Below are 24,689 nucleotides of genomic sequence, written 5' to 3'. Positions count from 1 at the left end.
TGCTGTAATGGCCCTCAAAATAAAAAGGCTGTTATCGTAAGACAGCGATGAACGAGGAGTAATATCGTGGATAAACCATGGCTTTCACGTTATCCAAGTGACGTACCTGAAACCATTAACCCAGACCAATATGAGTCTTTGGTTGAAATGTTTGAGCAGTCTGTACAAAAGTACGCAGACCAACCAGCATTTATGAACATGGGCTCGGTTATGACCTTCCGAAAGCTGGAAGAGCGTAGCCGCGCATTTGCCGCTTACCTACAAAATGAGTTAAAGCTAAAGAAGGGTGATCGAGTCGCTCTGATGATGCCTAACTTGCTTCAGTACCCGGTTGCGTTGTTTGGGATTTTGCGTGCAGGTTGTATCGCGGTAAACGTCAATCCGTTATACACTCCTCGTGAACTTGAACACCAGTTGAACGACTCTGGTGCGACGGCGATCGTGATTGTTTCTAACTTTGCCAATACGTTAGAGCAAATCGTTGATAATACTTCAGTAAAACATGTTGTGCTGACCAGCCTTGGGCAGATGTTGCCGCGAGCGAAGGGAACGGTTGTCGATTTTGTTGTGAAATACGTTAAAGGTATGGTGCCTAAATATAACCTGCCTGGCGCAATTTCAATGCGTAAAGCGTTGCATCAAGGCCGTCGTTTGCAGTACGTGAAGCCATTTTTGTCTGGTGATGATATTGCCTTTTTACAATACACCGGTGGTACAACGGGCGTAGCGAAGGGGGCAATTCTGACCCATCGCAACATGATCGCAAATGTATTGCAGGCAAAAGGGGCATATGGCCCGGTGCTGACTCCTGGTAGAGAACTGGTTGTGACGGCATTACCGCTTTATCACGTATTCGCATTAACCGTGAACTGTTTACTGTTTATCGAAATGGGTGGCCGTAACCTGCTCATTACCAATCCACGTGATATTCCGGGTTTTGTAAAAGAGTTACAAAAGCATCCATTTACAGCTATAACAGGGGTTAATACGCTGTTCAACGCTCTGGTTAACAATGAAGACTTCCATGAGCTGGACTTTAGCAATCTACGTCTGTCTGTCGGTGGTGGCATGGCCGTTCAGCGCGCCGTTGCGGAAAAATGGCTGAAGACAACAGGTTGCTATCTGCTAGAAGGTTATGGTCTGACAGAATGTTCTCCTCTGGTGGCTGCTTACCCGCATGATCTTATCGAATACAATGGTTCTATCGGTTTGCCTGTTCCGTCGACAGAAGTTCGTATCGTTGATGAAGAGGGCAATGCTCTGCCTAACACAGGAACGGGTGAGCTTCAGGTTCGTGGCCCTCAAGTGATGCAAGGTTACTGGCAGCGTCCGGAAGTAAGCAAAGACACCATTAACCAAGAAGGCTGGTTATCAACTGGTGATATTGTTAAGTTTGACGACGAAGGCTTCTTGCATATTGTCGACCGCAAAAAAGATATGATTTTGGTCTCTGGCTTTAACGTTTACCCGAACGAAATCGAAGATGTGGTTGCGTTGCACGGTAAAGTTCTGGAAGTTGCGGCGATTGGTCAGCCTAACGATGTCTCTGGTGAACTAGTGAAAATCTATGTTGTTAAACGTGATCCAAGCTTAACCAAAGATGAAGTGATATCTCACTGCCGAGAACATCTAACGGGATACAAAGTGCCAAAACTGGTTGAGTTCCGTGAAGAACTACCGAAGACTAATGTGGGTAAGATTCTACGTCGTGTTCTTCGTGAAGAAAACGATGCGGAGCTCGCGAAGAAGAGCGCATAAATCGATTTCGTGAAGTCGCCGGAATTAAAAAATGATAGAATGCCAGCGTTTTGCTGGCATTTTTTATAGCGAGAAGCATGTGAATTATAAGATTATTATTAAAAACAAAGACCTAGAACAAGTTTGCGCTCAAGCCAGAGACGCAGATGTCGTTATGTTGGATACGGAATTTGTACGGATCAGAACTTTCTATCCACAGCTAGGTTTGATTCAGCTTTTCGACGGCAATAACCTTTCCTTAATCGATCCGACAGAATTGACGGACATGTCACCCTTTGTTGAACTTTTGAAAGATACCTCGGTATTAAAAGTCCTGCATGCATGTGGTGAAGATCTCGAAGTGTTCCAAAATGCGTTTGGTTGCACGCCATTTCCGATGGTCGATACCCAGCTTATGGCTGCGTTTCTTGGACATGGGCTATCAACAGGTTTTGCAACGCTAGTGGAAGAATATCTGGGTGTTGAACTGGATAAGAGTGAGTCTCGCACAGACTGGATGGCTCGTCCGCTGACGCAAAAGCAACTTGATTATGCTGCGGCTGACGTACACTACTTGCTGCCGCTTTACGAAATCTTGCTCGATAAAGTAACGGAAGCGGGCTGGTGGCATGCGGTGCAGCAGGAGAGCGATTTGCTGGTTTCGAAGCGAATTCGTGAAGTGAACGAAGAAAATGCTTATCTTGATATCAAAGGTGCATGGCAACTGAAACCGTCAGAGTTAGCTATCTTAAAGCCTCTGGCCACTTGGCGTTACCGTCAGGCAATCAAACGTGACCTCGCTCTGAACTTTGTTTTCAAAGAAGGGGACTTATTAACGGTTGCCCGACTTGGCCTAACAAGCTTTAAGAAAATGGAAGCGGAAGACATTGATATCCGTGCGGTTAACCGTCACGGGGCTAAGATTGCTGACATCGTTAAAAAAGCCAAGCAGACACCTGCGGATGAATACCCTGAGAAAATTGAACGTCTTATGGACTACCCAGGCTATAAGCAGGTCTTCAAGAACATGAAAGATATTGTGAAAAGTGCATCACAGAAATCTGGCTTAGCGACCGAGTTTCTCGCCTCTAAAAAGCAAATCAATCAGTTGCTTAGTTGGGTATGGAAAAAGGATCGTGATCCGGCAAGATTGCCTGACGTGATGCAAAACTGGCGTCTAGAACTTATCGGCGAGAAAATGAATAAAGCGCTGAGATAATCGCAAAAAAGGTTGGCAATATCGCCAACCTTTTTTATGCCACTTGTAATGTCGAATTACTTCTCGTCGTCAGGTAGCTTTACATTCAACTCTAGCACCGAGATATCATCATCTTTATGCTCAAACGTTAAATCGACCATGTTCGGGTCAATGTCTACGTATTTGCCGATCACCTTCAGAATATCTTCTTTTAACTGAGGCAGGTAAGACGGTGCCGGATCATCTTGGCTGCGGCGTTCTGCTACGATAATTTGCAAACGCTCTTTGGCTAGGCTTGCGGATTTTTTCTTCTGTGGGCGGAAAAATTCTAATAGTGACATGTCTAGCCTCCGAACAGTCGTTTAAAGAGTCCTTTCTTCTCCTCTGTAAGGAAACGAAAATCTACTTTATTACCCAGTAAGCGGTCTACGGTATCAGAGTAAGCCATGCCCGCATCTGTCTCTTCATCAAACGTTACCGGCACACCTTTGTTTGATGCGTTAAGCACCGCTTGGCTTTCAGGAATCACACCCAGTAGCGGGATATGAAGGATCTCCTCAACGTCCTCAACACTCAGCATTTCACCTTGGTTTACGCGCATCGGATTGTATCGAGTCAACAAAAGGTGTTGCTTGACCGGCTCTAACCCTTGCTCTGCTCGTAGTGATTTCGAATCCAGAATACCCAGAATACGGTCTGAATCTCGTACAGATGAGACTTCAGGGTTGGTGGTCACAATGGCTTCATCCGCGTAATACAGCGCCATTAGAGCACCTTGCTCGATACCTGCTGGTGAATCGCAGATGATGAAGTCAAAACCCATCTCGTCCAATTCGGTAAATACACGCTGTACGCCATCTTTCGTGAGTGCGTCTTTATCGCGCGTTTGTGATGCAGGGAGAATAAATAAGTTTTCAGTGCGCTTATCTTTGATCATCGCTTGGTTTAGTGTCGCTTCACCGTTAATGACGTTCACAAAGTCATAAACCACGCGGCGCTCACAACCCATAATAAGATCGAGGTTACGTAAACCGATATCGAAATCGATTACCGCCGTCTTATTGCCTTTTAGAGCCAAGCCAGAGGCGATGGCTGCGCTTGAAGTGGTCTTACCGACGCCACCTTTACCAGACGTTACTACAATAATGCGTGCCATTTGTTTTCCTTTTTATACTAAATCGTGAGTGTTTCGAGATGTAATGATTCTTCGGATTTACTGATCATTACTTTCTTCTGCCAATACTCACTCTCAATTTGATCGCTTAACCAGTAATCTCCAGCAATAGATACTAGTTCTGCTTGTAAATCGTGGCAAATAATCCGCGCTTCATTCTGCCCACTTGCGCCTGCTATTGCGCGCCCGCGCAAAGTTCCGTGAATATGGATAGAACCATCGGCAATAACCTCCGCCCCAGCGCTAACATGTGCGAGTACTACTAAATCCCCATCTTTTGCATAGATTTGCTGACCAGAGCGAACCGGTGTACGAACGAATTTAGTCGGTGCCATTTTCGCGGGTGCCTGGCTTGGCGATTTGCTTGCAGACATGATGGCGAAGCCAGCTTCAGAAGCAAGGTTTTGTACACGTTTATCTTTACAGCCCGTTACACCGACCGGAATAAACCCAGCATCGGCAATGCCTTGCTTGAGTACAGGAAAATCAATGTCGTCTTCGACTTTCGATATGTTGATAACCAAAGGTGCCGATGCAAAGAAAGAAGGGGCCTGAGACACTTTTTCTTGCAAAAATTCGATAGTTTTTTCTATCTTGCTGTCAGAAAGATGTAAAACTGACAAAGTAAAGCTGCTACCTTTAAGGTCTGGTGAATGGGTCATCGTGGACTTCTTGCCTCTGTTGAAAGAGCGTTGCCTTAAACTAGGTCTATCATGTTATATTTCATCTTTTAACGCAGCAAGTTCTCTAGCAAGCAATTCGGTGAATTAATCTCAAATTTGCTATTAAGTTTGCGGCAATTTTACGTTTCCAACTCATTCCGTAATAAAAACGGCTAAATCAGCATAAAAGGCGTGTCATGCTTTGTTCTATTTATAAAAGCTCTAAAAAAGAAGGTACTTATCTCTACATTCCGAAAAAGGACGATTTTTCACAGGTTCCTGACACCTTGATGCAGATGTTCGGTAAGCCTATCGCTGTCATGACGATTAAACTTGATGGTCGTACATTGGCTCAGGTGGACATCGAGAAAGTGAAAGCCTCGTTGATTAACGATGGTTTCTTCCTGCAGGTTCCACCGCCACCGGAAAATCTGTTAGAAAAATATAAAGAACAAAAAGCTCAGCAAAAAGACGGGAAGTAATTCCATATCTTGCTGAGACTTCTGCCTTGCTCAAGGAGGGCAATATGAAAAAAATACTGGCTTCACTGCTTAGCGTTGGCATGTGTGCCTCAGCTTTTGCAAGTAGTGAAGGTTTTGAGGAATACTTAGATAAGTTGCGTGCAGAAGCGCGTGCTCAAGGCATCTCCGAGCAGGTCATCAGCGCCGCTTTCGCTAATGTGGAATATAAACCACGAGCGGTGAAAGCAGACCGAAACCAACCAGAGAAAAAACTGACGCTGGATGAATACATCCCACGCGCAGTACCTGAGTGGAAGGTTAAACAAGCTAAAGGATTATACAAAGAGCACTACACTGAACTTAAACGCATTGGAGATACCTTTGGTGTTCAGCCACGCTTTATTGTTGCGTTGTGGGGCGTGGAAAGTAACTTCGGTAAGTTTACGGGTAATTTCCGTGTAATCGATGCGCTTTCTACCATGGCGTTTGAAGGTCGCCGTGAAGAATTTTTCCGCAAAGAGACCATGGCTGCACTTCAAATTCTGGATCAAGGCCATATTGAACTTGAGAATTTCAAAGGTTCATGGGCTGGTGCGATGGGACAGTGTCAGTTTATGCCAAGCTCCTTCCTGCGTTTTGCTGCCGATGGCAATGGCGATGGCAAGAAAGACATCTGGCAGACCGAAGCGGATGTGTTTGCTTCAACGGCCAATTACCTGAGCAAGTCTGGTTGGGATGACAAGTACACTTGGGGACGTCAGGTAAAAGTCCCGAAAGGCATTGACCATCACTTGGAAGGTCGAACCGAAGAGAAAGGTAAGTACCTGCAAGAGTGGACTAAGTTAGGCATCACGAAGTTTGATGGTAGCCCGTTACCTAAACTGGATGAAGACATCAAAGCGTGGTTGATTATGCCAGACGATGAAAGCGGTCGGACTTATCTGGTTTACAACAACTACAATGTGTTGATGAAGTGGAACCGCTCTTACTACTTCGCTCTTGCTGTCAGCCATTTAGCAGATCGCATCACCTATTAATTAAACTTTCGTTAATAAGGGCTCTTCGGAGCCCTTAGTTTTTACTGCATTTAAATCGAGGTAATTCGTGTTATCTGAACGCGCCGCGCAAATGGTCATTTTCTCTGCATTGATCAAACACAAAAGCTTTACGGCGGCAGCAAAAAGCCTCGGCGTATCCGTCTCCCATGTGAGTAAACAACTTAGCCAATTAGAGAACTCACTTGGTATCAAGCTGGTCCAACGCACCACGCGAAGTTTTACTCCGACTGAAGCGGGCAAAACCTTTTATCATCATTGTGAGCAGGTCGTTCAGGCTGTCAGCAGCGCGACGCTGGAAATGGAAAGCCAGAGAGATGAAGTGGCTGGGTTAGTTCGCTTAGGCATATCACAATCCTTCGGCACGTTACATATTATCCCTGCGATTCAGGAGTTAAGAGAACTATACCCTCAGCTTGAGGTTGAAGTGCACTTGTTCGACTACAAGGTGGATATGTTAGCTGAAGGTTTGGACTTATGGGTAACCAACAATGAACACTTGCCCGAAGGTTACATTGCCCAGCGGCTGACAGATTGTCAGTTTGTTGTCGCGGCATCCCCGGATTACTTGCTTAAACACGATAAGCCAACAGAGCCGAACGATTTATCTTTACACAACTGCCTGATTTACAGAAGTTGGGAACGTGATTACACCAGTTGGGCGTTTACAAAACAACATCAGGAACTCAACGTGAAAGTTTCTGGTAATTATTCTGTAGATTTGGCAGAAGCCGTTCGTGATGCAGCGATTGCAGGGTGGGGGATAGCTTACCTTGCGACATATTTGCTTGGCGATGAATTCAGAACTGGGAAGCTAATTCAATTGCTCCCTGAATGGAAGGCCAGCCAGTCGATGCCTTTCTATGCGGTTTATCCGAGCCGACAGCACATGCCGAAAAAAATATCCGCGGTGATCAACTTTATAAAACAGAAGATTGGTAACCCGTGTCATTGGGATCAACGATTAGCGCAGTATATCTCCATTCCTAAGTCATGATGAGCGCATACATAAGGTGATTTTTGTCACAAAAATTTTTCCGAATCTAGAAACAATTTTTCCATATAGAAATAAAAAGAAAAAGCAAACGTTTATCAATAATAAATTCAATGGGTTAATGTTTAGTGTAAATATTGACCGCTGAAACTTTTCACACTGTTAACAACCTCAAGTTGCAGCATTCTGAGTCCGCTATACAATCCGACGCCTTTCATACCTCCATTCTGTCGGACTCAATTTATGAACTCACTTATTGGTATCGTAGCCATACTCTTCGTAGCATGGCTACTTTCTACAAATAGAAAAAATATAAAGATCAGAACCGTCTCACTTGCCTTTGCGTTACAGGTATTGTTTGCACTATTGGTTCTGTATGTACCAGCAGGGCGAGACGCTCTAAACTCAGTGAGCAGCGTTGTATCTAACTTAATCAACTATGGTCAGGAAGGCATCGCGTTTTTGTTCGGTAATTTGGCGACAGGCGGTTTCACCTTCGCGATTAATGTTTTGGGCATCATCATTTTCTTCTCCTCACTGATTGCCGGCCTTTATCACATTGGTGTGATGCCAAGAATGATTAACTTTATTGGTGGCGGTATCCAAAAGCTGTTAGGCATTGGTCGCGCGGAGTCTTTATCTGCTACAGCCAATATCTTTGTTGGTACGATTGAAGCGCCATTAATGGTGAAGCCTTATCTAAAGCATATGACGGATTCACAGTTTTTTGCGGTAATGACTGGCGGATTGGCTTCGGTCGCTGGTGGTACGTTGGTAGGCTATGCATCTTTAGGCGTGGACTTAAATTACTTGATTGCGGCGGCGTTTATGTCTGCGCCTGCTGGATTGTTAATGGCTAAAATCCTGATGCCCGAAGACACAAACCAAGCTGAGGAAATTGATCTTAGCCAAGTTGAGATTCCACGCGCAACCAATGTGGTTGAGGCCCTGGCAGATGGTGCAATGGCGGGTGTTCGTATCGCTGTTGCGGTTGGTGGCACACTATTGGCGTTTATCAGTGTGATTGCCTTGCTCAACGGAATTCTGGGTTGGTTTGGTGATCTTATTGGCACACCACTGAGTTTTGAGTTGGTTCTAGGCTACGTGTTTGCACCAGTTGCATGGCTATTAGGTGTGCCATGGGCAGAGGCGATAACTGCAGGCTCTCTGATTGGTAATAAGATCGTAGTGAATGAATTCGTTGCTTTCATCCAACTTGCAGAAGTGAAGTCTGAACTAAGTGCACATTCTCAAGCGATCGTGACGTTCGCACTATGTGGCTTTGCAAACATCTCAAGCATGGCAATGCTCATTGGTGGTTTAGGTTCACTAGTACCAGAAAAACGTGCTTTTGTTTCTAAACACGGATTCCGCGCGATTGTCGCGGGCGTGATGGCGAATTTGATGAGTGCGTCCATTGCCGGTGTGATTTTGAGTCTTTAACGACTAAGACTGAATTTTTACAACAAAAAGAAAAAGGCTCCGATAGGAGCCTTTGTCGTACTTAGTATTCTGCCGTTACTTGTCAGTATGGAACTGCTCGCAGGCTAGCATGGTGTTTTCAATCAGACTTGCTACTGTCATTGGGCCAACGCCACCAGGTACCGGAGTAATGAAGCTCGCGCTTTCACGTGCTTTATCGTATTCCACGTCGCCAACCAATTTACCAGAGTCTAGGCGGTTGATACCCACATCGACAACCACAGCGCCTTTCTTAATCCAGTCACCAGGAATGAAGTTTGGCTTACCTACAGCGACAACGACAACGTCTGCTTGACGAACGTAGCTCTCTAGGTCTTTCGTAAAGCGGTGACAGGTTGTAGTTGTGCAGCCCGCCAGCAGAAGCTCAAGAGTCATTGGACGGCCAACAATATTTGAAGCGCCGACAACAACCGCGTGCTTACCACGAAGATTAATATTGTATCGCTCGAGTAAGGTAATAATGCCTTTTGGCGTACAAGAGCGCAGTTTAGGAATTCGCTGAGCAAGACGACCTACGTTATAAGGATGGAAACCATCAACATCTTTTTCTGGGTGAATACGTTCTAAAACGTGAGTGCTATCAATACCTGCGGGAAGCGGAAGCTGAACTAAAATACCATCAATTTCGTTGTCATTGTTTAACTCATCGATCAACGTTAGCAATTCTGCTTCAGTGGTTGATGCAGGAAGGTCAAAAGACTTGGAAACAAACCCCACTTCTTCACAAGCGCGGCGCTTACTGCCTACGTAAACTTGAGAAGCAGGGTCTTCACCAACTAGAACAACTGCAAGGCCAGGGGCACGTAATCCAGCTTCAACGCGAGCTTTTACACGTGCTGCCACTTCAGAACGAACAGTTTGAGAAATAAGGGTCCCATCTATATTTTGAGCAGTCATGACTTTCCTTATAAATTTAAAAGGCAGATAATCTGCGGCGCATTGTCGCAGAATTTCTATTTAACATCCATACGCAAACGTTTGCTCCAGAGTGTTTTTGAGCATCTAATGCTTCAGTGACCTTTTTTTAGGCATTCAGATCAGAATGTTACTAAAAGCCGTTGATTTACCCGTTTGAACTCGTATAATCCTTTCCCTGTAGCGCGCCCTTAGCTCAGCTGGATAGAGCACTACTAACCCCCAAAAAGTTACCACTAAGTGAGTGAGTAAATGATTATCAAGGGTTTAGGTAGTGGTAACTTTACCATTTGGGTTATTTGTGAGTTACTACAAAGAAATATCAGTTACCACATTTTTTAAATGTGATAACGTTAAAAAATTAGTCCCCATAGCTCAGTTGGATAGAGCACGTGCCTTTAAGAAAGGAGCCTGTATTGGGAAACCTCTACAGTGCAGAGGGTGAATTCAAGGAAACCTCAGCGCGTAATGGCGGTGGCAATCTTGAGCCAAGCTCTACAGGCGTGTAGAGACGGTGCAGAGACTAGATGGTGCAATGCGAACTCATTGCGTAATACATCACTAGCGCCCTCCACCTAAAGTGTAAAATCTTCGGATTTCCTAGAAATAGGTTTCAATGGTGATGATATAGTCCAGACTACAAACACTTTAGGGTGGCAGTGAAAACTGTGGTGGTAAGCTAAGCATGTGGTCGTAGGTTCGAATCCTACTGGGGACGCCATACACATGACGGTGTAGCAATTGTTATTGCTGCGCCGTTTTTTTTTGCCCCAAATTATCGTGCGCCAGCAGATGTGATGGCTTACAGCGCACATATATTTATTGAAAGCAATCACCCAATATCTGCTTACTTATCCTTGAGTAAAATGACAGGTAGACCTGACTTATACACGTAAATAAAGAGCTACTATTCATTCTCTGCTGTTTTCAATACATCTAAAAAATACTCAAATAGCCCAACTCTAAATTGGCGTGTTGAGTTAGCAGCATTTTTGTACAGTCTCCCTTTGGAATCCAATTCCATAACAGAGCATTCATTCCAATGTTTAGCGCTTTTACTGTAGTCTAACTGACCCAGAACTTTACCCGCTACTTTTAACTGCTCTTTTGAAGCCCCATCGGAAACTAGCTGATGTATCGTTAAACCTAAAGCTTGCCAAACTTGCGGTGACAATTGGTATCCTGAGCGATTACGTATAAATGCGTTCTTCTGAGATTCAAGCCACTCTTTGAAGAAGGTGATGATAAAATCAACATATCCTTTAGAAAGTGCGGAGGTCAGGTTTTCTCCGGTTGCTAGAGTGAGATCCTTTGACATTTTACTGTACTCTTGTGTTCCAATACCTGCGACGGCACCGACGATCATTTTAAACAAAACGTATTGCGTCGTGATATAGCGATCTGAAACCTTTATGTGTTTTGCATCAAACTTTACGCCGCCATAAGACTGCATTTTCGTTTCACTGATCACTTGTTCAATGAAAGGCTTTATTGGATAATCTTCGTCGGATAGAACACGTTTGCCATCCGTAAGGTGAGGTAAACTCATTGAAGAATCGAAAAGACGGTTCTGCTTAAATAGTTCAATCACCTCATCACTAGTCAAACCTAGCTGATCATCAAAAATTACACGAACCTCAATACTCTCCATCGCTAAACGCTGTCTAAATTCACTCTTAGAATTCGCCTCTTTAATACTGAGCCTTGAGCTAAATAGAAACGTTTTAAGCCCCAATATTTTACATATAGCAACCAAGCTCAATACGTTGCCAACAATAAAAGCTTCCGACGAATCGTACTCCAAAGAAGACATTCCGCCACAATCTCCTTGAAGGTTAGGTTTTCCCATAACAGCAAACGTCAGTGTTAATGGTGCGATTGTAGCGTCACAGGACCCTAGCTTTTCTAGCTCAGTTTGGATTGATTGAACCTTGTCAGCATTTGTTGTGTTAATGGCAGCATCGGCAACCCACTTTAATTCAGGTAAAAAACTACCGACAGAAAAGTAAGAGCTAACTTCAACAATTGGCATTGTAGTAATAAGAGTTTTTATTGTTCGCTCTCCCGATGAGAGCAGTATCCCGCTAATTTTTTTTTCTGAAAGTTTCAAGTTTTTTCATCCATTTACCTAACTTTCGAAGTCTAAATCAAAAATAAAAATTGATCCGACGTGCATGTCGGATCAATAATAAATGTCGTTAATCTTAATTACCAACCAATCTCAAAGTGTTTTTCGGCAATAATTTTGTGGCAACAAAGAGGGCTACCATATGGTAAATAAAAAAATAAATAGTTCCGACGAGATATCAGATGAAGACTTGGAAACATCCATCGTTGATAGCTTGGTCGAACGATATGAAGACAAGGAAAGTACCAGCTATCTTGCAAGCTCAAAGCGGTTAGTGAATGCAGCGACAACTGTGCTTTCCTCGGATAAAGTAGAGGATATTTTTAAATCAAAAGCTCGCTATTACTCGGGGCTTAGGTCTGTACAAACCACTTTAAGGCATATCGTTCTCTATATTACTCCTCAGCTTGCTAGAGACATGCTTAAGTTTTCTCAAAGAGGTGCGATCAATACGAAAAACAAAAATCGAAAGCTGAGCAGGGCAAAGGTAAAAAAATATGCTGAGGATATGAAAAGTGGACAATGGTGTTTGACTGGTGAGCCGATTATCATTTCTGATGACGGGGAGATACTAAATGGACATCATCGCCTAGAGGCATCATATGAAGCTGGGGTAGGTTTTATTGCACCAGTAACTTATGGCGTTACTGATGCACTATCATTTGCCCATATCGATGTCGGTAATATGCGTTCACGATCTCAAGTTTTAGAAATGGCAGGCGTCAAGGTGAATGCAAACGTATTGTCTCGTGTAGCTATGCTATCGAAAGCGTTCGAAATTACGTCTAACCCTTATGCGTTTCGAGGTACTCAAGGAACTTCTTTTCAGCCTGCTGAAATATTAGCTTATGTTGAGAAAAACGAGGAACTTGCATTATCAGTGGATTTTGTAGCGAAAGTTGTTAAACGACATAAACTTGAAAGCCAAGCATCAGAAGCAATCTACGCATTTGCACACTGTTTGATAAAGCAAAAGCTAAAGGATGCTCCGCAAAATCAATCGTTACCCCTATCTCCGGAAACCTATTTAACTCGTATAATTTCATCACTGGGTCTAGAGTCCGAAGACGATATTGAATACCAAGTTCGCAATTATCTTCAGTCATTAATTCATGAATCTAGCTCTTACTCATTGCTTTGTAAGTTGTCCGCTATATTCAAAGGCTGGAACTTGCATTTAGGAATTCCTGTGGTTGGCAACAAGGTAAGCGTTCGTCGAGTGGCTCGCTTCAGAAAAGACGAGGATGGTAACAAAATACCAGTACAATCGGCGGGTAATATAAATGAAGCTTTTACAGTCCCGTGCCTTATAAAAGGAGTTGCACCTAAGCGAATTTCGCAGCAAGCTAATATGAAAAGCACCATAAAAGAACGGAGTTGATACCACCAAAACTAGAGGAATTTAGGTAACACATAGATATTCCTTTTCCCGTTGTTGGCTCTTCGAGTTCGCCCGTAAACTTAAAGAAATGCCTTAGATGAAATCATGATGGGGCAAACAGGAGCTTCCAACGAGCTCCTGTCCCTTGTAGGTAACCCAAATATTTGTCTCTTTGTAGTAATCACGCTGCTCAAGCTCTATTAGCTGTGTAACCTTCAGGGGCGAGGTAATACTCGCGGTCAGGGTTAGCAAAGTATTGTTTTAGTTCTTCTTGGCGCAGCGTGAAGGCGTTAAAATCAGAGTAACAATTTATGGTACATGATATTGAGGTTATAGCTCTGGATCTTGAGGGGACGTTGATCTCCAATGCAATTAGCCAAATCCCTAGACCGGATCTATATGTATTTTTGAATGGATGTCGTGAAATCACTGATCGTGTTGTTGTGTTTACTACTGTAAGTGAACCACGGTTTCGACAAATTTCGAATTTATTGGTATCAGAGGGTTATGCTCCAAACTGGTTCTCCTCAATAGAATACATTCATTGGAGTGGTAATAAGAAAAATCTGAGTTTTATTCCTAATGTTAAAATAGAGAAAGTCATATTAGTTGACGATGTGGAGGAATATATTGTGGATGGGCAAGATAAACAGTGGATTGAGATTCAACAATTTGCTAGTCCTTACCCAGAATCAGACTCTAAATTGTTGGCTGTTCTTGAGCAACTCAATGCTAAGCTTCCACCCGCTTTGTGCCATAAACATAAAGGCTAAACTTTGAACATAAAAAAATGTTGGACAGCCCCCAGTATTGCTGGAGCAGATCAAACGGAGTGGCACAATCAAAACTGGACACTGAGTTAAACGACTTTTCATACTTGTATCTATTTATGAATTGCTCATTTAGTAAAAGCGCTGACAAACTTTTGTCGAGAGACGTGTTGCCGCTATCATTGGTGGTATTTCCCCCCTTATTTCTATAGTTAGATTCGGTTTTAGATGAACCATTCTGGATATTTTTCTTTCAAGAAATCGGTGAGCCAATCCAAGCTCTCATTGCAATCATGCAGCGTTTCTTTGAGATCTTCTATAACATCACTATTTTTTAAATCTAAAGTTCGGTCAGTAAATGGGGTGTCGATATAAACGAGTAAATCATCAGTAACAGTTATTACGTTATCACACTGATATATTATCATCATGGTATTCACCTGTTTTAGTTGTTTATTTTTATTGTCAGTCTAGCTCTCAGGAGTTTAATTTTTACGTCAACCCATCTTCCCCCTTCGTTTGTTGAAATTATTCAGTTCCGAAGTTCCTGAAGTACTCCTTTGACTTATTTAATCTAATACTTTTAGAATAAATTAAGTTGCCAATCAATTGAGTGGCTATTCAATGACTTCACAGAATTATAGGAAAATGGATTTATGAGTTATGAAAGTCCTGAATTGGGTAAAGACGCTTTTACATGTCCCCATTGTAATGCGTATGCTGCGATGCATTGGGATGAATTGCGCCGTAATGGTTATTATATATCCGCAAAATCAGCCATTTGCCATCGATGCTCTAGAGTGTCCATTTGGCTTGATGGTGAAAATGGGTATCCGAAAAAAATGATCTATCCTTCGTTGTTATCTGCTCCATTGCCTAATGAAGATATGCCAGAAGAGTGCCGGGAAGTATATTTGGAAGCTCGGGAAATTGCAGTAAACTCGCCCAGAGGTGCTGCTGCACTTTTACGATTATGCATTCAGGAACTTATGACGCATTTAGGTGGTGATGGAAAGAATATTAATAAAGATATTGGAAAATTAGTTGAACATGGTCTGCCTGTTAGAGTTCAGCAAGCTCTAGATTATGTTCGGGTAGTTGGCAATAATGCCGTTCATCCGGGGGAGTTATCGCTAGATGATGACCCACAGACAGTCAATGTACTTTTTGGACTAGTTAACCTCATCGTAGACAATCAAATTACCCAACCGAAGCATGTTGATAGTTTATTCGGTGGCCTGCCACAAGGGGCTATTGATGCTGTTTACAAACGAGATAACAAGGCATAAAGAACTATTCAAGAGTGACTCGCAATACATTGCGTCTGACGTTATGAGTCTATTGCGAGTTCGATGTGCGTGCCACTGAGCTTTGCGCTATGCATAAGGAGATTACATGAAGTACCGGATTACAGTTAGAAAACCAGTAATTGAAGATGTTGGCTTTGATTGTCCATTTCCTAATACGAATCAAGATAATTTTGAAGAGCATTACAACTGTCTCATTGATGATTTGATATTAGTTACTTCAATAACTTCTATTCAAGAAGTGGATGGAGTAATAACGATTGAATCACAACTCGATGATAAAATTGAATTTTGGGATTCGGTTAAAACGTTATTTGAACGAGAAAAATCAGATATAAAATTTGTTCTAGCAGAGCAGCTCTCATAAGGTGTACTAAACGATTTTGCCATACTGTAGATAATTTTAATTTTGTTAAATTAGCAATTGCGCAAAAACACTTTTTTCCCGAGGTGTGCTGGTAGAGATCATGGCAAATACGTCTTTGTCCAAAAAGTGTTGGCAACTAGGAATAAATCCTTTGCAACTACCTAAAACGCACTTGCCCATTGGTTGGTTCGCCGAGTGTAGTGGTCTATCTCTAAGCCATCGGAAGCTCCCGCACATTTCTAACCTATAAATTACCTTGTTACAAAAGCGCAGATCTTCCCGATATGACTTAAGGCGGGATTTTATAATTTAGCTTTAAACAGGCCTTTCAGCAGAGTAATTAAGCTTATTATAAGGTCTAACTAACTTTGTACTAAAATTTGAGTTCTGTGGCTAGAGAGTTAAATCGTAGTGAGATTTCTAGTCCGAATACAGACTGTTAACTGCTTCAAGGTTGCAAATTTCAGTAGAAGACTTTAATCGAACTTGTTCAACAGTTTTGATATTGTCTTAAAACAATAGATGCAGCGTTAAGGCTTTGAAGGATAGTAAAGTGAAAGGAAATATTTTAGGAGATATTCGGGCTGAAAATGACACGAGGATGCTTGAGGCTGCTTACTATGAATCCGCTGATTATAAGGCATTAGTTGAATCTTATGACAGGCCAATAGTAGTTGGTCGAAGGGGGACTGGGAAAAGTGCATTAGCATTTAAGCTAAAAAAGCATTGGGAGTCGAAACCTAGAACTATTACCTTATCCGTCTCTCCCGACGAAGAGCAAATCATTGGATTGCGAGACTTATTCAACCTCTTTGGGGAAAACTATTTGCATGTAAAGGCGGGGACCAAGATGGCTTGGCGTTACGCTATGTACATGGAGGTAGTGACCGACCTAGCTAATCACTATAAGTTTAAGAGTAATTTAGACGCTCAACCCATAGCTCACCATATTGCTGGTTGGGGCCCTAAGCGCCGAAATATTTCTTCGAAAATTAGAAAAAAACTTCAATCTTTGCTTAGGACGGAACAAACACCGCAATCTCGGATAGCTGATTTAGCTGATTTGTTAGAGTTGGATTTATTAGAAGAAGTTATCTTAGATGCTCTTGATAAATCCAAAGTTCAATATGTCATTTTTGCTGATAGGCTCGATGAAGGTTATAGCCCTGATAACCTTGGGGTGGCTATTATTGATGGGTTTGTGCAATCAGTAATTGACATAAAAACTAAGCTAGAAGAGAAGGTAGTAGCTTTTGCGTTTGTGCGTGACAATATTTATCGAGCTATATCCAAATTAGATCCTGATTTTACTCGAAATATTGAAGGGCAGTCTCTTAGACTTCATTGGGATGAATATAGCTTGTTTAACTTGGTGTGCAATCGAATTAGAGTAGCGTATGAAGTAGATATAGAGAACAACACAAAAATATGGGGTCGATTTACTGCAAGAGAGTTAAAAGGTAGAGAGGGTTTTAGAGCTGCGTTAAAGCTTACTTTATATAGGCCTAGAGATATTTTAGTGCTTCTAAATGAGGCTTTCCTGCGAGCAAACTCTCAAGGTCGGCAAGAGATAATACTCGAAGATATTGAGTCAACAGCAAAAACTATCTCACAAAATAGACTTTATGATTTGCATAAGGAGTATGAGCAAATCTTTCCATCTCTTGAAGAGTTTACATCAGCATTTTATGGCTCGTCTTCTGAGGTTAGCGGGGACATCGCATTACAACTTATTTCTAATGTATTAAAGAAAGATTCTTTAGGTAGAGAGAAACAAAGAGATATATTCCTTTTTGAAAACTCAAGTCAAGTTCTTCAAAGACTGTACAGTGTTGGATTTATTGGGATTCATAATGAACAGTCAGCTTCCTTCGTGTTTTGCCATGATGGAAAAGATCCTGATAGAGAATTTTCCGAAAACATACGGCTACTAATACACCCTTGCTACTGGTTGTCTTTATCCACCACCCAAGCTGAACTTAAGTTAGACGAGGCTGAGGATATCAATGATGAGTACGATATAGAAGTGACCTCAATATCAGATGACCAACGTAAGCAGCGGATTGGGGCTTTGTTAGAGGAGGTTAAAAATATACCTGAAGGAAAATCAGGCGCATATGATTTCGAAAGCTGGGTACTAAAGGCACTGAAAATAGTTTTTGCAGGCTCCTTGACAAATATTGAAGCTCACCCAAATAAAAATGCTTTACAGCAACGAGATATGGTTGCAACTAACTTAGGAGAGTCCGCGTTTTGGATGAGGGTCCTTCAGGACTACAAGTCTCGCCAAGTAATATTTGAAGTGAAAAACTACAGGGAACTTGGTGCGGCGGAATATAGGCAAGTCAACTCGTACTTAGCTAACGATTATGGCAATATTGCTTTCATTATTTGTCGGGATTTTGATAGTAATCTAAGTAAAGGGAGAGAGCTTAATTGGACGAAAGAACTGTTTTCCGAGCATCGAAAGATAGTTATTAAACTTTCCTTTAAGTTTCTCGAAAAACACCTGAGAAAGGCTAGAAGCCCCCAAAAGCATAATGCAGCCGACAAAGAGTTAAACTCTCTTTTAGACATGTACATTAGACAATATCTGCCAAATAAATGCAGATAATCAAACTTAATGTTAACTAAATAAGTTTGACTAATCTAACATTACCTATACTGCTCCACACACAACCCTCTCTCGGGAAGTAACAAGTGGCAATACCTTCAATACTTCTCTCGACATTGCTAACCAATTCAAGAGGTCTATACGACCTCTTTTTTATTGTAGTCACATCTTTTCTACCGCCGAAATGTCCGAAAGTGAGCTGCGGGATGTAGAGTTAGTACAATTTATGCGGTTTACAGGAAATCTTTAACCTACTACAAGTCCAAGCATTCCTTTTTGCTCAGGTTGTATTGGAAACAAGCATCTATCAAATCCTCAGAGCATTGCTTCCGGTTATGTCCTTCAAGGAGGCAAGCGTCATGATGACAGGAAATTTGAAACTTGGGACTAGCAATTAACTCTGCCAATGAATCAACGTCGAACATAACTTGCCAATGTATACTGGCTGCTTCCATATCGCTTTTATTGATATCCCTTCCATCTTTAAGGATTAGCTCATGTAACCTGACAAGCTCTTTTTCTGTCGCTTGATCTCCTGTTATAGCAGCACAAAATAAAGTGCGAACATATTGATCCTTAATAATCTTGTCTCCGCCAGAAGAAACAATAAACCAAACAAGCGCGATAAAAATGATACCAGCAATTATCTTAGCCATCTTTTAAATCTTCACTATTTGATATGGCAATTGCTGCCACATGGATATATGTTTAATTTTATAATAGAGGCATTAAATTAAATAAGTCAAAGATGGATTTTGGGAAGCATTGAGAACTTTATATATGAATGGGAAAGGAGTAAAAACTAGCAGCCTCCCATCCCGAGGGCTCATAAGTACCTACAGTAGTATCATATGGAACTCTTTCATTTATCAATTTGCGGCAGTGTTGGCTTTTGGTTTGAAAGTTTCTTACCATTAATATCTAACTCACCAGAACCAAGAGGAAGTTTTATTGATTCTGTACTTCTGATTAGAGCTGAAGCTAACTGCTCTACTGGATGATGAATCTCATGATTAGGCTGTGTTTTGTCTTTAAACAAGCCCTCAGTTAGAGAAACTAGCAGACGCTCTGGGATATCCCCATCTTTTTTATCGTTCCACTCAAGACACATTTCGACAGCCAAGTGAGCTCTATTCAAATCTCGCACGAATTGTTGGTTTTCTAACTCTTGTTGAGCGATTCTATTTGCCCATGAGTTAAACCATTTGATCATATATATCGTCGAAGAAATAAACAATGCTGAGCTAAAAAAGGCTCTAACATACAAGAACCAAATGTAATTTGACTCTTTGATCGATTTTTGTTGCGCTTCGACAACCTCTTGAGTTACCTCTCTATAACCTGACTCTGTTTTTAGGGTTTTCCCACTAGGATACTCATAATGAAGCTCCTTCAGTTCTAAGGCACTCATGTAAGTTCCGTAAGCACCAGCGACCAATAATAATGCAGCTAAAGCAATTGCCCAAACTGATCTCACGGTAACAGATGAAGAAAAGTTGAAGTATTTGGCCTTCTCTTGGACATCCTCAAGCATCGACGTAGTGGTTTTCCGTCTAGCCGTCGTATTATCTGCGTCTTCAATGAGTTTAGCTCTTGCATCAAGCTCTTCACTTCTAGTTTTATGCTCTTTTTCCAGCCTCTGGATCTTTGAAGCATAATCTGCTTCTAAGTTTTCATGCTTAGTATTGAACTCATCGAGTTTCTGATCCAAAAACTGTGATTTTTCATCATCTAATGCACGAATTTTTTCGTGCTGTCTATCAATAAGGACTGCGTTTAACCCTTCCAGTTTGGTGAGCACTTCGTGGTGAGCGCTAAAAACATCAGATGGAATCTCTCCTGTTGATGCGGAGCTGATATTCATCTGAAGCTTTTCTTGTAAACGAATGTATACACTCACCAAATCAGCCGGGAACTTTTGGTTTGAATTGTTCGTAACAACTAATTTATCTACAAGTGACTCTGGAGAGCGTTGATATGTAATCGAGCCAAAACTTTTTGTGGGGTCATTAAGAGTAACTTTTTCAATGGAGCAACTCGTGCTTGCTGAAGATCTCAACGATTCTAAGAACTCGTCCTTTAGCGATCCGTTTTCGTTTATTCCATTGACCGCTTGTACAGTAAATAAGTTGCGAGCGATTGTCACTGAAACCGTAGAAGTAGGATCCAATCCTAGCTGTTCATAATGCGACAGAATGTCATTCATGAAAACTTGGAGTAACAAATTATCACTTACACGTGGAATTGCGATTGTTGTCATACATTCCCTTATACATTAAGAAAAACAAGGCATTGAAAATAAAGAATTATTTCTACACGGATAGTACCTGACGAAAGCTATCTAATCCAGCTTCTATGTGTACAACGAATTCTCTTAGTAATTTATCATCTGGTTCTGGTAGCTTTTGAAGGTAAGTTAGGAAAAACTAAAAGTCGTCGACAATTTTTGATAAAAAATAGGTCATAATGTTACTTCGTTAATGCTGCTATAAAGGCAACTAAAACACTACGAGGCATACATGTATTAGAGTGGATGTTTTATGGCGCTTGAGTTCAAGACTTGCTACTTACAAACCACAAACTGTGGAGTTTTTCTGTCATAACTCCACATCGTAAATAGCCAAATGAACAAGTTTTGGAACTATGTAATCAGTTTTTTGGGAAGGAGTTTTTCAAGTACATCCTTGAGCCCCGGATCTGATAATGCTGTATGAGTTCTAATTGGCCTTCCCGCATAAAGTGTACCCTCAGTATCAAAGTAAAATCTCCCACTTTGGCCATCCAGAAGGTTCGTTAGAATTTCCACATCTAAGCTATTTAGCTGTTGTGAGGGGACGTTGAGTTTAGACTTTGCATCGATTTTATTATCTGACATTTGTGTAATGTGGTCTGGGTAGACTGCTGGTAATCCACGTAGTTCGCGTATTGCAGCATTTTGCTTAGTCAAAGAAGTCATCTGACCATATAAAATGGAAATCTTGTACCGCAATACAGGGTCAGAGATTTTCAGTAGGTCATCCTCGGTAAGAAGGGCATTGGGGCTATTTACGGTGATACTGTTATCAGTTTGTGACGCAGTGCTAGCTTTCACAACGGCCTCAATTCCGAGCTTTTTCCCTTGAGCTACTTTAACCCAAGCATCAATTAGAATTGGGTAAGGATTCTTGCCCGCTCTTCGGTTGTAAATTGAACGTTCAGAAACGATGATACCCTTACTCGCCAGAGCCTTAACTACTGCTGGAACTGATGGAGATGCATTCACCCCCACCATTTTTTCGCAGATATCATGGATGCTCTTCAGATTTGTTTTTACTTGCTCTCTACTTGTGTTTTCAAAAAGTTTTTCATACAATTTTTCTACATCATTGTTTGACATAATATCTTGATTTTTCATCTTCTTAACTCGGTAGTGCCGCTGATTGAGCTATTAAATTTTTAGGGATGTTCACTGGGAATGCTTCAAGAGTATCCTTTTCAAGCCCAAGCTCCGATAGCTTAATCCGACCATCCTTTAAGAGTTGGAGCATTTCAGAATCAACCTTTGTTACCAAGAGCTTTGCGAAGGCATCAGCGGACTGCTGTTTCTCTTCTTTTGTCAAATTCATTAACATCAATGGCTCATATCCATTCCTTAGCAAGATTTCATCCATAAACATTTCACGTTCGCGCTCAAAATCCATATTTTTCTCATGCTTGTAAAAACGGCTTGCTTGAATTACGAAGTCCAGATTCTGGAAGTTGTTAGGTGCTTCCACATAGTCCACGTCAAACTCTGAGTCACTATTCATTAGTAGAGCTGGGGCGCTGTTATTTTCACTTTCGCCCTCTTCAAAAATCGGAGCTTTAGGAAGCTTCTTTACCTTCTCGACTAGGTTGTGAGTTGCATGTAACTCCTTGAAAATATTATCAAGATTAATTGATTTCTTTTCATGTAGGGTTTGAAGCTTTGTTATTTTTATACGCAATCCCGAAGGTACTTCTTCTCCATCTTGAACCAAATTTTTGCGCTTGACCTTGAGCTCTCGCTCCTCTTGCTGGAGTTCCTCTAAGTCTTTCGAGATCTTCTCTGATTTTAGGATAAGTGCATTGCCGTGCACCCAAAGTTCAGTTAACCAAGGCAAGCCTGTAATGAAGTGTCTACACATCACACAGTTTTTATCTTCAATAGGTAGATGAATGTTTCGCCCTTTACCATTTTTACGGACACAAGCACCGCCATCGTGGCATCGGGTGCCATTATATGGACATAAGCCTAGGTTGGTACTGCTCCACAGAGAAGCTGTGCAACGAGCAACAGCAGACTGAACTCCCTCAATTGCATCCTCTGAATTATAGGCTGCATATTCCGCAACCTGAATCCAAGACGCATCTCTCAACCAGCTCTGAAAGCTCTTCTGATATTGGAGCTCTAAATCGCGGCTAGCTTCATTTAGGATTTCGCTAATGTGGTTTGGGTGGAATTTCTGATAGTAGATAGTCATCAGAATGCTTTTGTGTCCTGCCACAATTTTACTTAAAATCTCAATTGGCACACCTTGTTGAGCAAGAGAAGTTAGCCCGGCAAGACGCAGACCATGAGGGGAGTATAGCGCTTGTTGGGCAGCATTAGTTTTTGGGTTTCGAGAGAGAATAATTTGGCAATCCACACCTTCTTCATGCAGTCGCTTCTCCAATTCATCCATTAACCTGACCCAGAACTCGTGTAGCATGCGAATCGTCGGCGGCATTTGACGGTTGCCATTCTTAATATCTTTAGCTGCGCGAAACAAATAGAATCGATCAGGAATTGATGCCAGTACTTTTTTTGCAGGATCACCTTCAAATACAGTTGTTGGGATGTCTTTATACCTAACAGGTGCAGCCGCTGGATTGTACTTTTCTTGCCAAATCCTCAATTCATCAAGGTACTTGATGACATGCGGGTTTTTCCATGGAATTTCATAGCCTGACTTTTCACCAAAACCGACGTTTTTATCAGCCGTTTTATTTGAATTGACATATAAAGCAAACTCAGGTTTTAAGATCCCATTGATTAATTTTCTTCTAAATGCACCTCGATTCGGCACTTTGGCACCAGTGTTCTTCCAGTAGTTTGCAAGCTGGTGGTCGTTTTTTGCCCAAATGTCAGATTGAGCATCGTACCTCCACATATCACCTTCGCCTGAATCAAGACGTAATACTTGGATTTTGCGCAGAGGAATTTCAAGCATGACTAGATAGAGGAATGTAATCACTGGAATCCAAACAGGGTCTCCATTCTCATCAACAATGCTATCGTTGTATTGAGAGGTTAAGGATTTAGCCCATTCGTAATCGTTTTCAGTCAGGATTTCTTTAAGCTTAAGAACCATCCATAGCGGAGGACAGGGTTTCGAAGATTCGCTTAATTTGATATCACCATTATCTTCAGCTCCATGTGCTTGAATTATTTGGTTCAGTCTGTGGCTGCTTAAAAGCGGGTGACCGAGCGTTACTAATTCACCATTTTCATCTGTATCTGACATATAGGTAGCGATAAACCAGTTTGCGTATGAGTTTAACGCACTTATTGTATTGATTAAGGCTTTACTTGTGATCTTACCTTTTTCAACGAGGTCGTTTAACCAATTATAGAATTCTTCGCCGCGATACTTTGCAAAGTAAAGTAATGGCTCATCAGGAAATGGGGAACAACTATCTGATGCATAGGTCTCTTCAAGGTAGTCACGCATTTTTGTGGCGGCATCTTTGAAGCCTTTTGTTGAAAATGCATTTTTTGCATCTAAGAACTCATGCCAAGAATCAACCCACTTTCTCATGTGTTTATCGGGTCTTGAAAAGAGATCTTTCATCTTAGCCAAAGTATCAATACGCTGGACTTCAACGCATTTTATGTATTCAGCACAATTGAATTGATCATCGAGACAGAGTGCCATCGACCGCAGTGCCTTGTGAATATGTGGACTTGTATCTTCATGCCACCTGTTATTCTGCGTCCGAACAGGAAGAATGAACTGCTTAAACATCTCAATGGTGATATCGCCAATTGAGTTCGTATTAGTGAGGTATTGCAAAAACTCTACGGATTCTTGGAAGCGCTTTTCCGCCGTCTTAAGACTGTCTTCGCTTTGGATTCTTCCATTAAGATTTAGCTTGTCGGAAATAATGGCAAACTCTTTATATAAATTGGAGTTCCGTCCCTTTACGAACTGTGCAGCATTGAAGCGCTGATTATTTCCAACATTTTGATAAAACAAAAGGCTATTAAGCTTCACTTTTCCATTTTTAAGAAGACGACTCAGGGTGCTCATTCCTTCATCGTGCGCGGTGCGTGCTTTGTTGCCTTGATGAAACTTTGGCTGAAAAAACATAGCACTGATCGTAGCTTGCTCGTAATCAGTTACAGATTCTCTGAACTCGATTCCTTTCAATTTCTGCATATTCTTGGGGCTTTCCATAGTTGTG

At 41.8% G+C, this 24,689-nt stretch carries 21 protein-coding genes; 11 read left to right on the top strand and 10 right to left on the bottom strand.

The features are described 5' to 3' along the window. Nucleotides 1-66: 66 nt before the first annotated feature. Both fadD and rnd read left to right on the top strand, forming a co-directional pair. The gene (fadD, locus tag L3V31_RS12770) at nucleotides 67-1,758 is read left to right on the top strand and encodes a long-chain-fatty-acid--CoA ligase FadD (RefSeq protein WP_237316401.1); all 1,692 of its coding nucleotides are present in this window, start codon (nucleotides 67-69) and stop codon (nucleotides 1,756-1,758) included. Nucleotides 1,759-1,837: 79 nt separating this feature from the next. Further along, nucleotides 1,838-2,956, top strand: coding sequence for a ribonuclease D (gene rnd, locus L3V31_RS12765; RefSeq protein ID WP_237316400.1), 1,119 nt, complete (start codon nucleotides 1,838-1,840; stop codon nucleotides 2,954-2,956). Between the two features lie 56 nt (nucleotides 2,957-3,012). Here the strand turns inward: rnd and minE are convergent, their stop codons facing one another. Genes minE through minC form a run of 3 tightly spaced genes read right to left on the bottom strand, consistent with a single transcriptional unit; the run spans nucleotide 3,013 to nucleotide 4,771 of the window. Beyond that, nucleotides 3,013-3,276, bottom strand: a complete 264-nt coding sequence (gene minE / locus L3V31_RS12760) for a cell division topological specificity factor MinE (RefSeq protein WP_014231174.1) — start codon at nucleotides 3,274-3,276, stop codon at nucleotides 3,013-3,015. Nucleotides 3,277-3,278: 2 nt separating this feature from the next. After that, nucleotides 3,279-4,091 carry a septum site-determining protein MinD gene (gene minD, locus L3V31_RS12755; RefSeq protein WP_237316399.1) on the bottom strand — a complete coding sequence of 271 codons (813 nt, stop codon included), beginning with the start codon at nucleotides 4,089-4,091 and terminating at the stop codon, nucleotides 3,279-3,281. 17 nt (nucleotides 4,092-4,108) lie between these two features. Beyond that, complete coding sequence (gene minC, locus L3V31_RS12750) at nucleotides 4,109-4,771, bottom strand: septum site-determining protein MinC (protein WP_237316398.1); 663 nt, start codon at nucleotides 4,769-4,771, stop codon at nucleotides 4,109-4,111. A 197-nt stretch (nucleotides 4,772-4,968) separates the two neighbouring features. Between minC and L3V31_RS12745 the strand changes: the two genes are divergently transcribed. The 4 genes from L3V31_RS12745 (at nucleotide 4,969) to L3V31_RS12730 (ending at nucleotide 8,724) form a co-directional block, all read left to right on the top strand. Then, nucleotides 4,969-5,253 (top strand): YcgL domain-containing protein, encoded by a 285-nt coding sequence (locus tag L3V31_RS12745; protein WP_237316397.1) that lies wholly within the window; start codon nucleotides 4,969-4,971, stop codon nucleotides 5,251-5,253. A 44-nt stretch (nucleotides 5,254-5,297) separates the two neighbouring features. Next, complete coding sequence (locus L3V31_RS12740; protein ID WP_237316396.1) at nucleotides 5,298-6,269, top strand: lytic murein transglycosylase; 972 nt, start codon at nucleotides 5,298-5,300, stop codon at nucleotides 6,267-6,269. A 67-nt stretch (nucleotides 6,270-6,336) separates the two neighbouring features. Then, complete coding sequence (locus L3V31_RS12735) at nucleotides 6,337-7,284, top strand: LysR family transcriptional regulator (RefSeq protein WP_237316395.1); 948 nt, start codon at nucleotides 6,337-6,339, stop codon at nucleotides 7,282-7,284. Nucleotides 7,285-7,524: 240 nt separating this feature from the next. Continuing rightward, the gene (locus L3V31_RS12730; protein ID WP_237316394.1) at nucleotides 7,525-8,724 is read left to right on the top strand and encodes a NupC/NupG family nucleoside CNT transporter; all 1,200 of its coding nucleotides are present in this window, start codon (nucleotides 7,525-7,527) and stop codon (nucleotides 8,722-8,724) included. 75 nt (nucleotides 8,725-8,799) lie between these two features. On the opposite strand, the gene folD is transcribed toward L3V31_RS12730, so the two are convergent. Then, nucleotides 8,800-9,660, bottom strand: a complete 861-nt coding sequence (gene folD, locus L3V31_RS12725) for a bifunctional methylenetetrahydrofolate dehydrogenase/methenyltetrahydrofolate cyclohydrolase FolD (protein ID WP_237316393.1) — start codon at nucleotides 9,658-9,660, stop codon at nucleotides 8,800-8,802. Between the two features lie 925 nt (nucleotides 9,661-10,585). Beyond that, nucleotides 10,586-11,788, bottom strand: coding sequence for a hypothetical protein (locus tag L3V31_RS12720; RefSeq protein WP_237316392.1), 1,203 nt, complete (start codon nucleotides 11,786-11,788; stop codon nucleotides 10,586-10,588). Between the two features lie 160 nt (nucleotides 11,789-11,948). Here L3V31_RS12720 and L3V31_RS12715 point away from each other — a divergent pair, with 160 nt between their 5' ends. Further along, nucleotides 11,949-13,187, top strand: coding sequence for a chromosome partitioning protein ParB (locus L3V31_RS12715; RefSeq protein WP_237316391.1), 1,239 nt, complete (start codon nucleotides 11,949-11,951; stop codon nucleotides 13,185-13,187). A 311-nt stretch (nucleotides 13,188-13,498) separates the two neighbouring features. Beyond that, nucleotides 13,499-13,960: an NIF family HAD-type phosphatase gene (locus L3V31_RS12710; protein WP_237316390.1), complete on the top strand. Its 462-nt coding sequence runs from the start codon at nucleotides 13,499-13,501 to the stop codon at nucleotides 13,958-13,960. A gap of 221 nt (nucleotides 13,961-14,181) precedes the next feature. On the opposite strand, the gene L3V31_RS12705 is transcribed toward L3V31_RS12710, so the two are convergent. Beyond that, the gene (locus L3V31_RS12705) at nucleotides 14,182-14,388 is read right to left on the bottom strand and encodes a hypothetical protein (protein ID WP_237316389.1); all 207 of its coding nucleotides are present in this window, start codon (nucleotides 14,386-14,388) and stop codon (nucleotides 14,182-14,184) included. A 225-nt stretch (nucleotides 14,389-14,613) separates the two neighbouring features. On the opposite strand from L3V31_RS12705, the gene L3V31_RS12700 reads away from it, so the two are divergent. The 3 genes from L3V31_RS12700 to L3V31_RS12690 all read left to right on the top strand — a co-directional run bounded on the left by L3V31_RS12700 (nucleotide 14,614) and on the right by L3V31_RS12690 (nucleotide 18,245). Next, a complete protein-coding gene (locus L3V31_RS12700) occupies nucleotides 14,614-15,246 on the top strand; it encodes a DUF4145 domain-containing protein (protein ID WP_237316388.1) in 633 nt (210 codons plus the stop codon). Nucleotides 15,247-15,352: 106 nt separating this feature from the next. Then, the gene (locus L3V31_RS12695) at nucleotides 15,353-15,631 is read left to right on the top strand and encodes a hypothetical protein (protein ID WP_237316387.1); all 279 of its coding nucleotides are present in this window, start codon (nucleotides 15,353-15,355) and stop codon (nucleotides 15,629-15,631) included. Between the two features lie 553 nt (nucleotides 15,632-16,184). Then, nucleotides 16,185-18,245, top strand: coding sequence for an ATP-binding protein (locus L3V31_RS12690; protein ID WP_237316386.1), 2,061 nt, complete (start codon nucleotides 16,185-16,187; stop codon nucleotides 18,243-18,245). 254 nt (nucleotides 18,246-18,499) lie between these two features. Here the strand turns inward: L3V31_RS12690 and L3V31_RS12685 are convergent, their stop codons facing one another. The 4 genes from L3V31_RS12685 to L3V31_RS12670 form a co-directional block, all read right to left on the bottom strand. Continuing rightward, entirely contained in the window at nucleotides 18,500-18,901 is a 402-nt protein-coding gene (locus tag L3V31_RS12685) for a hypothetical protein (protein WP_237316385.1), read from the bottom strand. A gap of 206 nt (nucleotides 18,902-19,107) precedes the next feature. Beyond that, a complete protein-coding gene (locus L3V31_RS12680) occupies nucleotides 19,108-20,505 on the bottom strand; it encodes a hypothetical protein (RefSeq protein WP_237316384.1) in 1,398 nt (465 codons plus the stop codon). 381 nt (nucleotides 20,506-20,886) lie between these two features. Continuing rightward, nucleotides 20,887-21,639, bottom strand: coding sequence for a hypothetical protein (locus tag L3V31_RS12675; protein WP_237316383.1), 753 nt, complete (start codon nucleotides 21,637-21,639; stop codon nucleotides 20,887-20,889). A gap of 4 nt (nucleotides 21,640-21,643) precedes the next feature. Beyond that, on the bottom strand, nucleotides 21,644-24,664 hold the full coding sequence (locus L3V31_RS12670) for a VPA1269 family protein (protein ID WP_237316382.1): 3,021 nt from the start codon (nucleotides 24,662-24,664) through the stop codon (nucleotides 21,644-21,646). Nucleotides 24,665-24,689: the final 25 nt, after the last annotated feature.

The organism is Vibrio sp. J1-1 (genome assembly GCF_021728395.1).
Taxonomy (GTDB): domain Bacteria; phylum Pseudomonadota; class Gammaproteobacteria; order Enterobacterales; family Vibrionaceae; genus Vibrio.
Note: the sequence above shows the minus strand (reverse complement) of the source record. Positions and strands in the feature narration are given on the sequence as shown.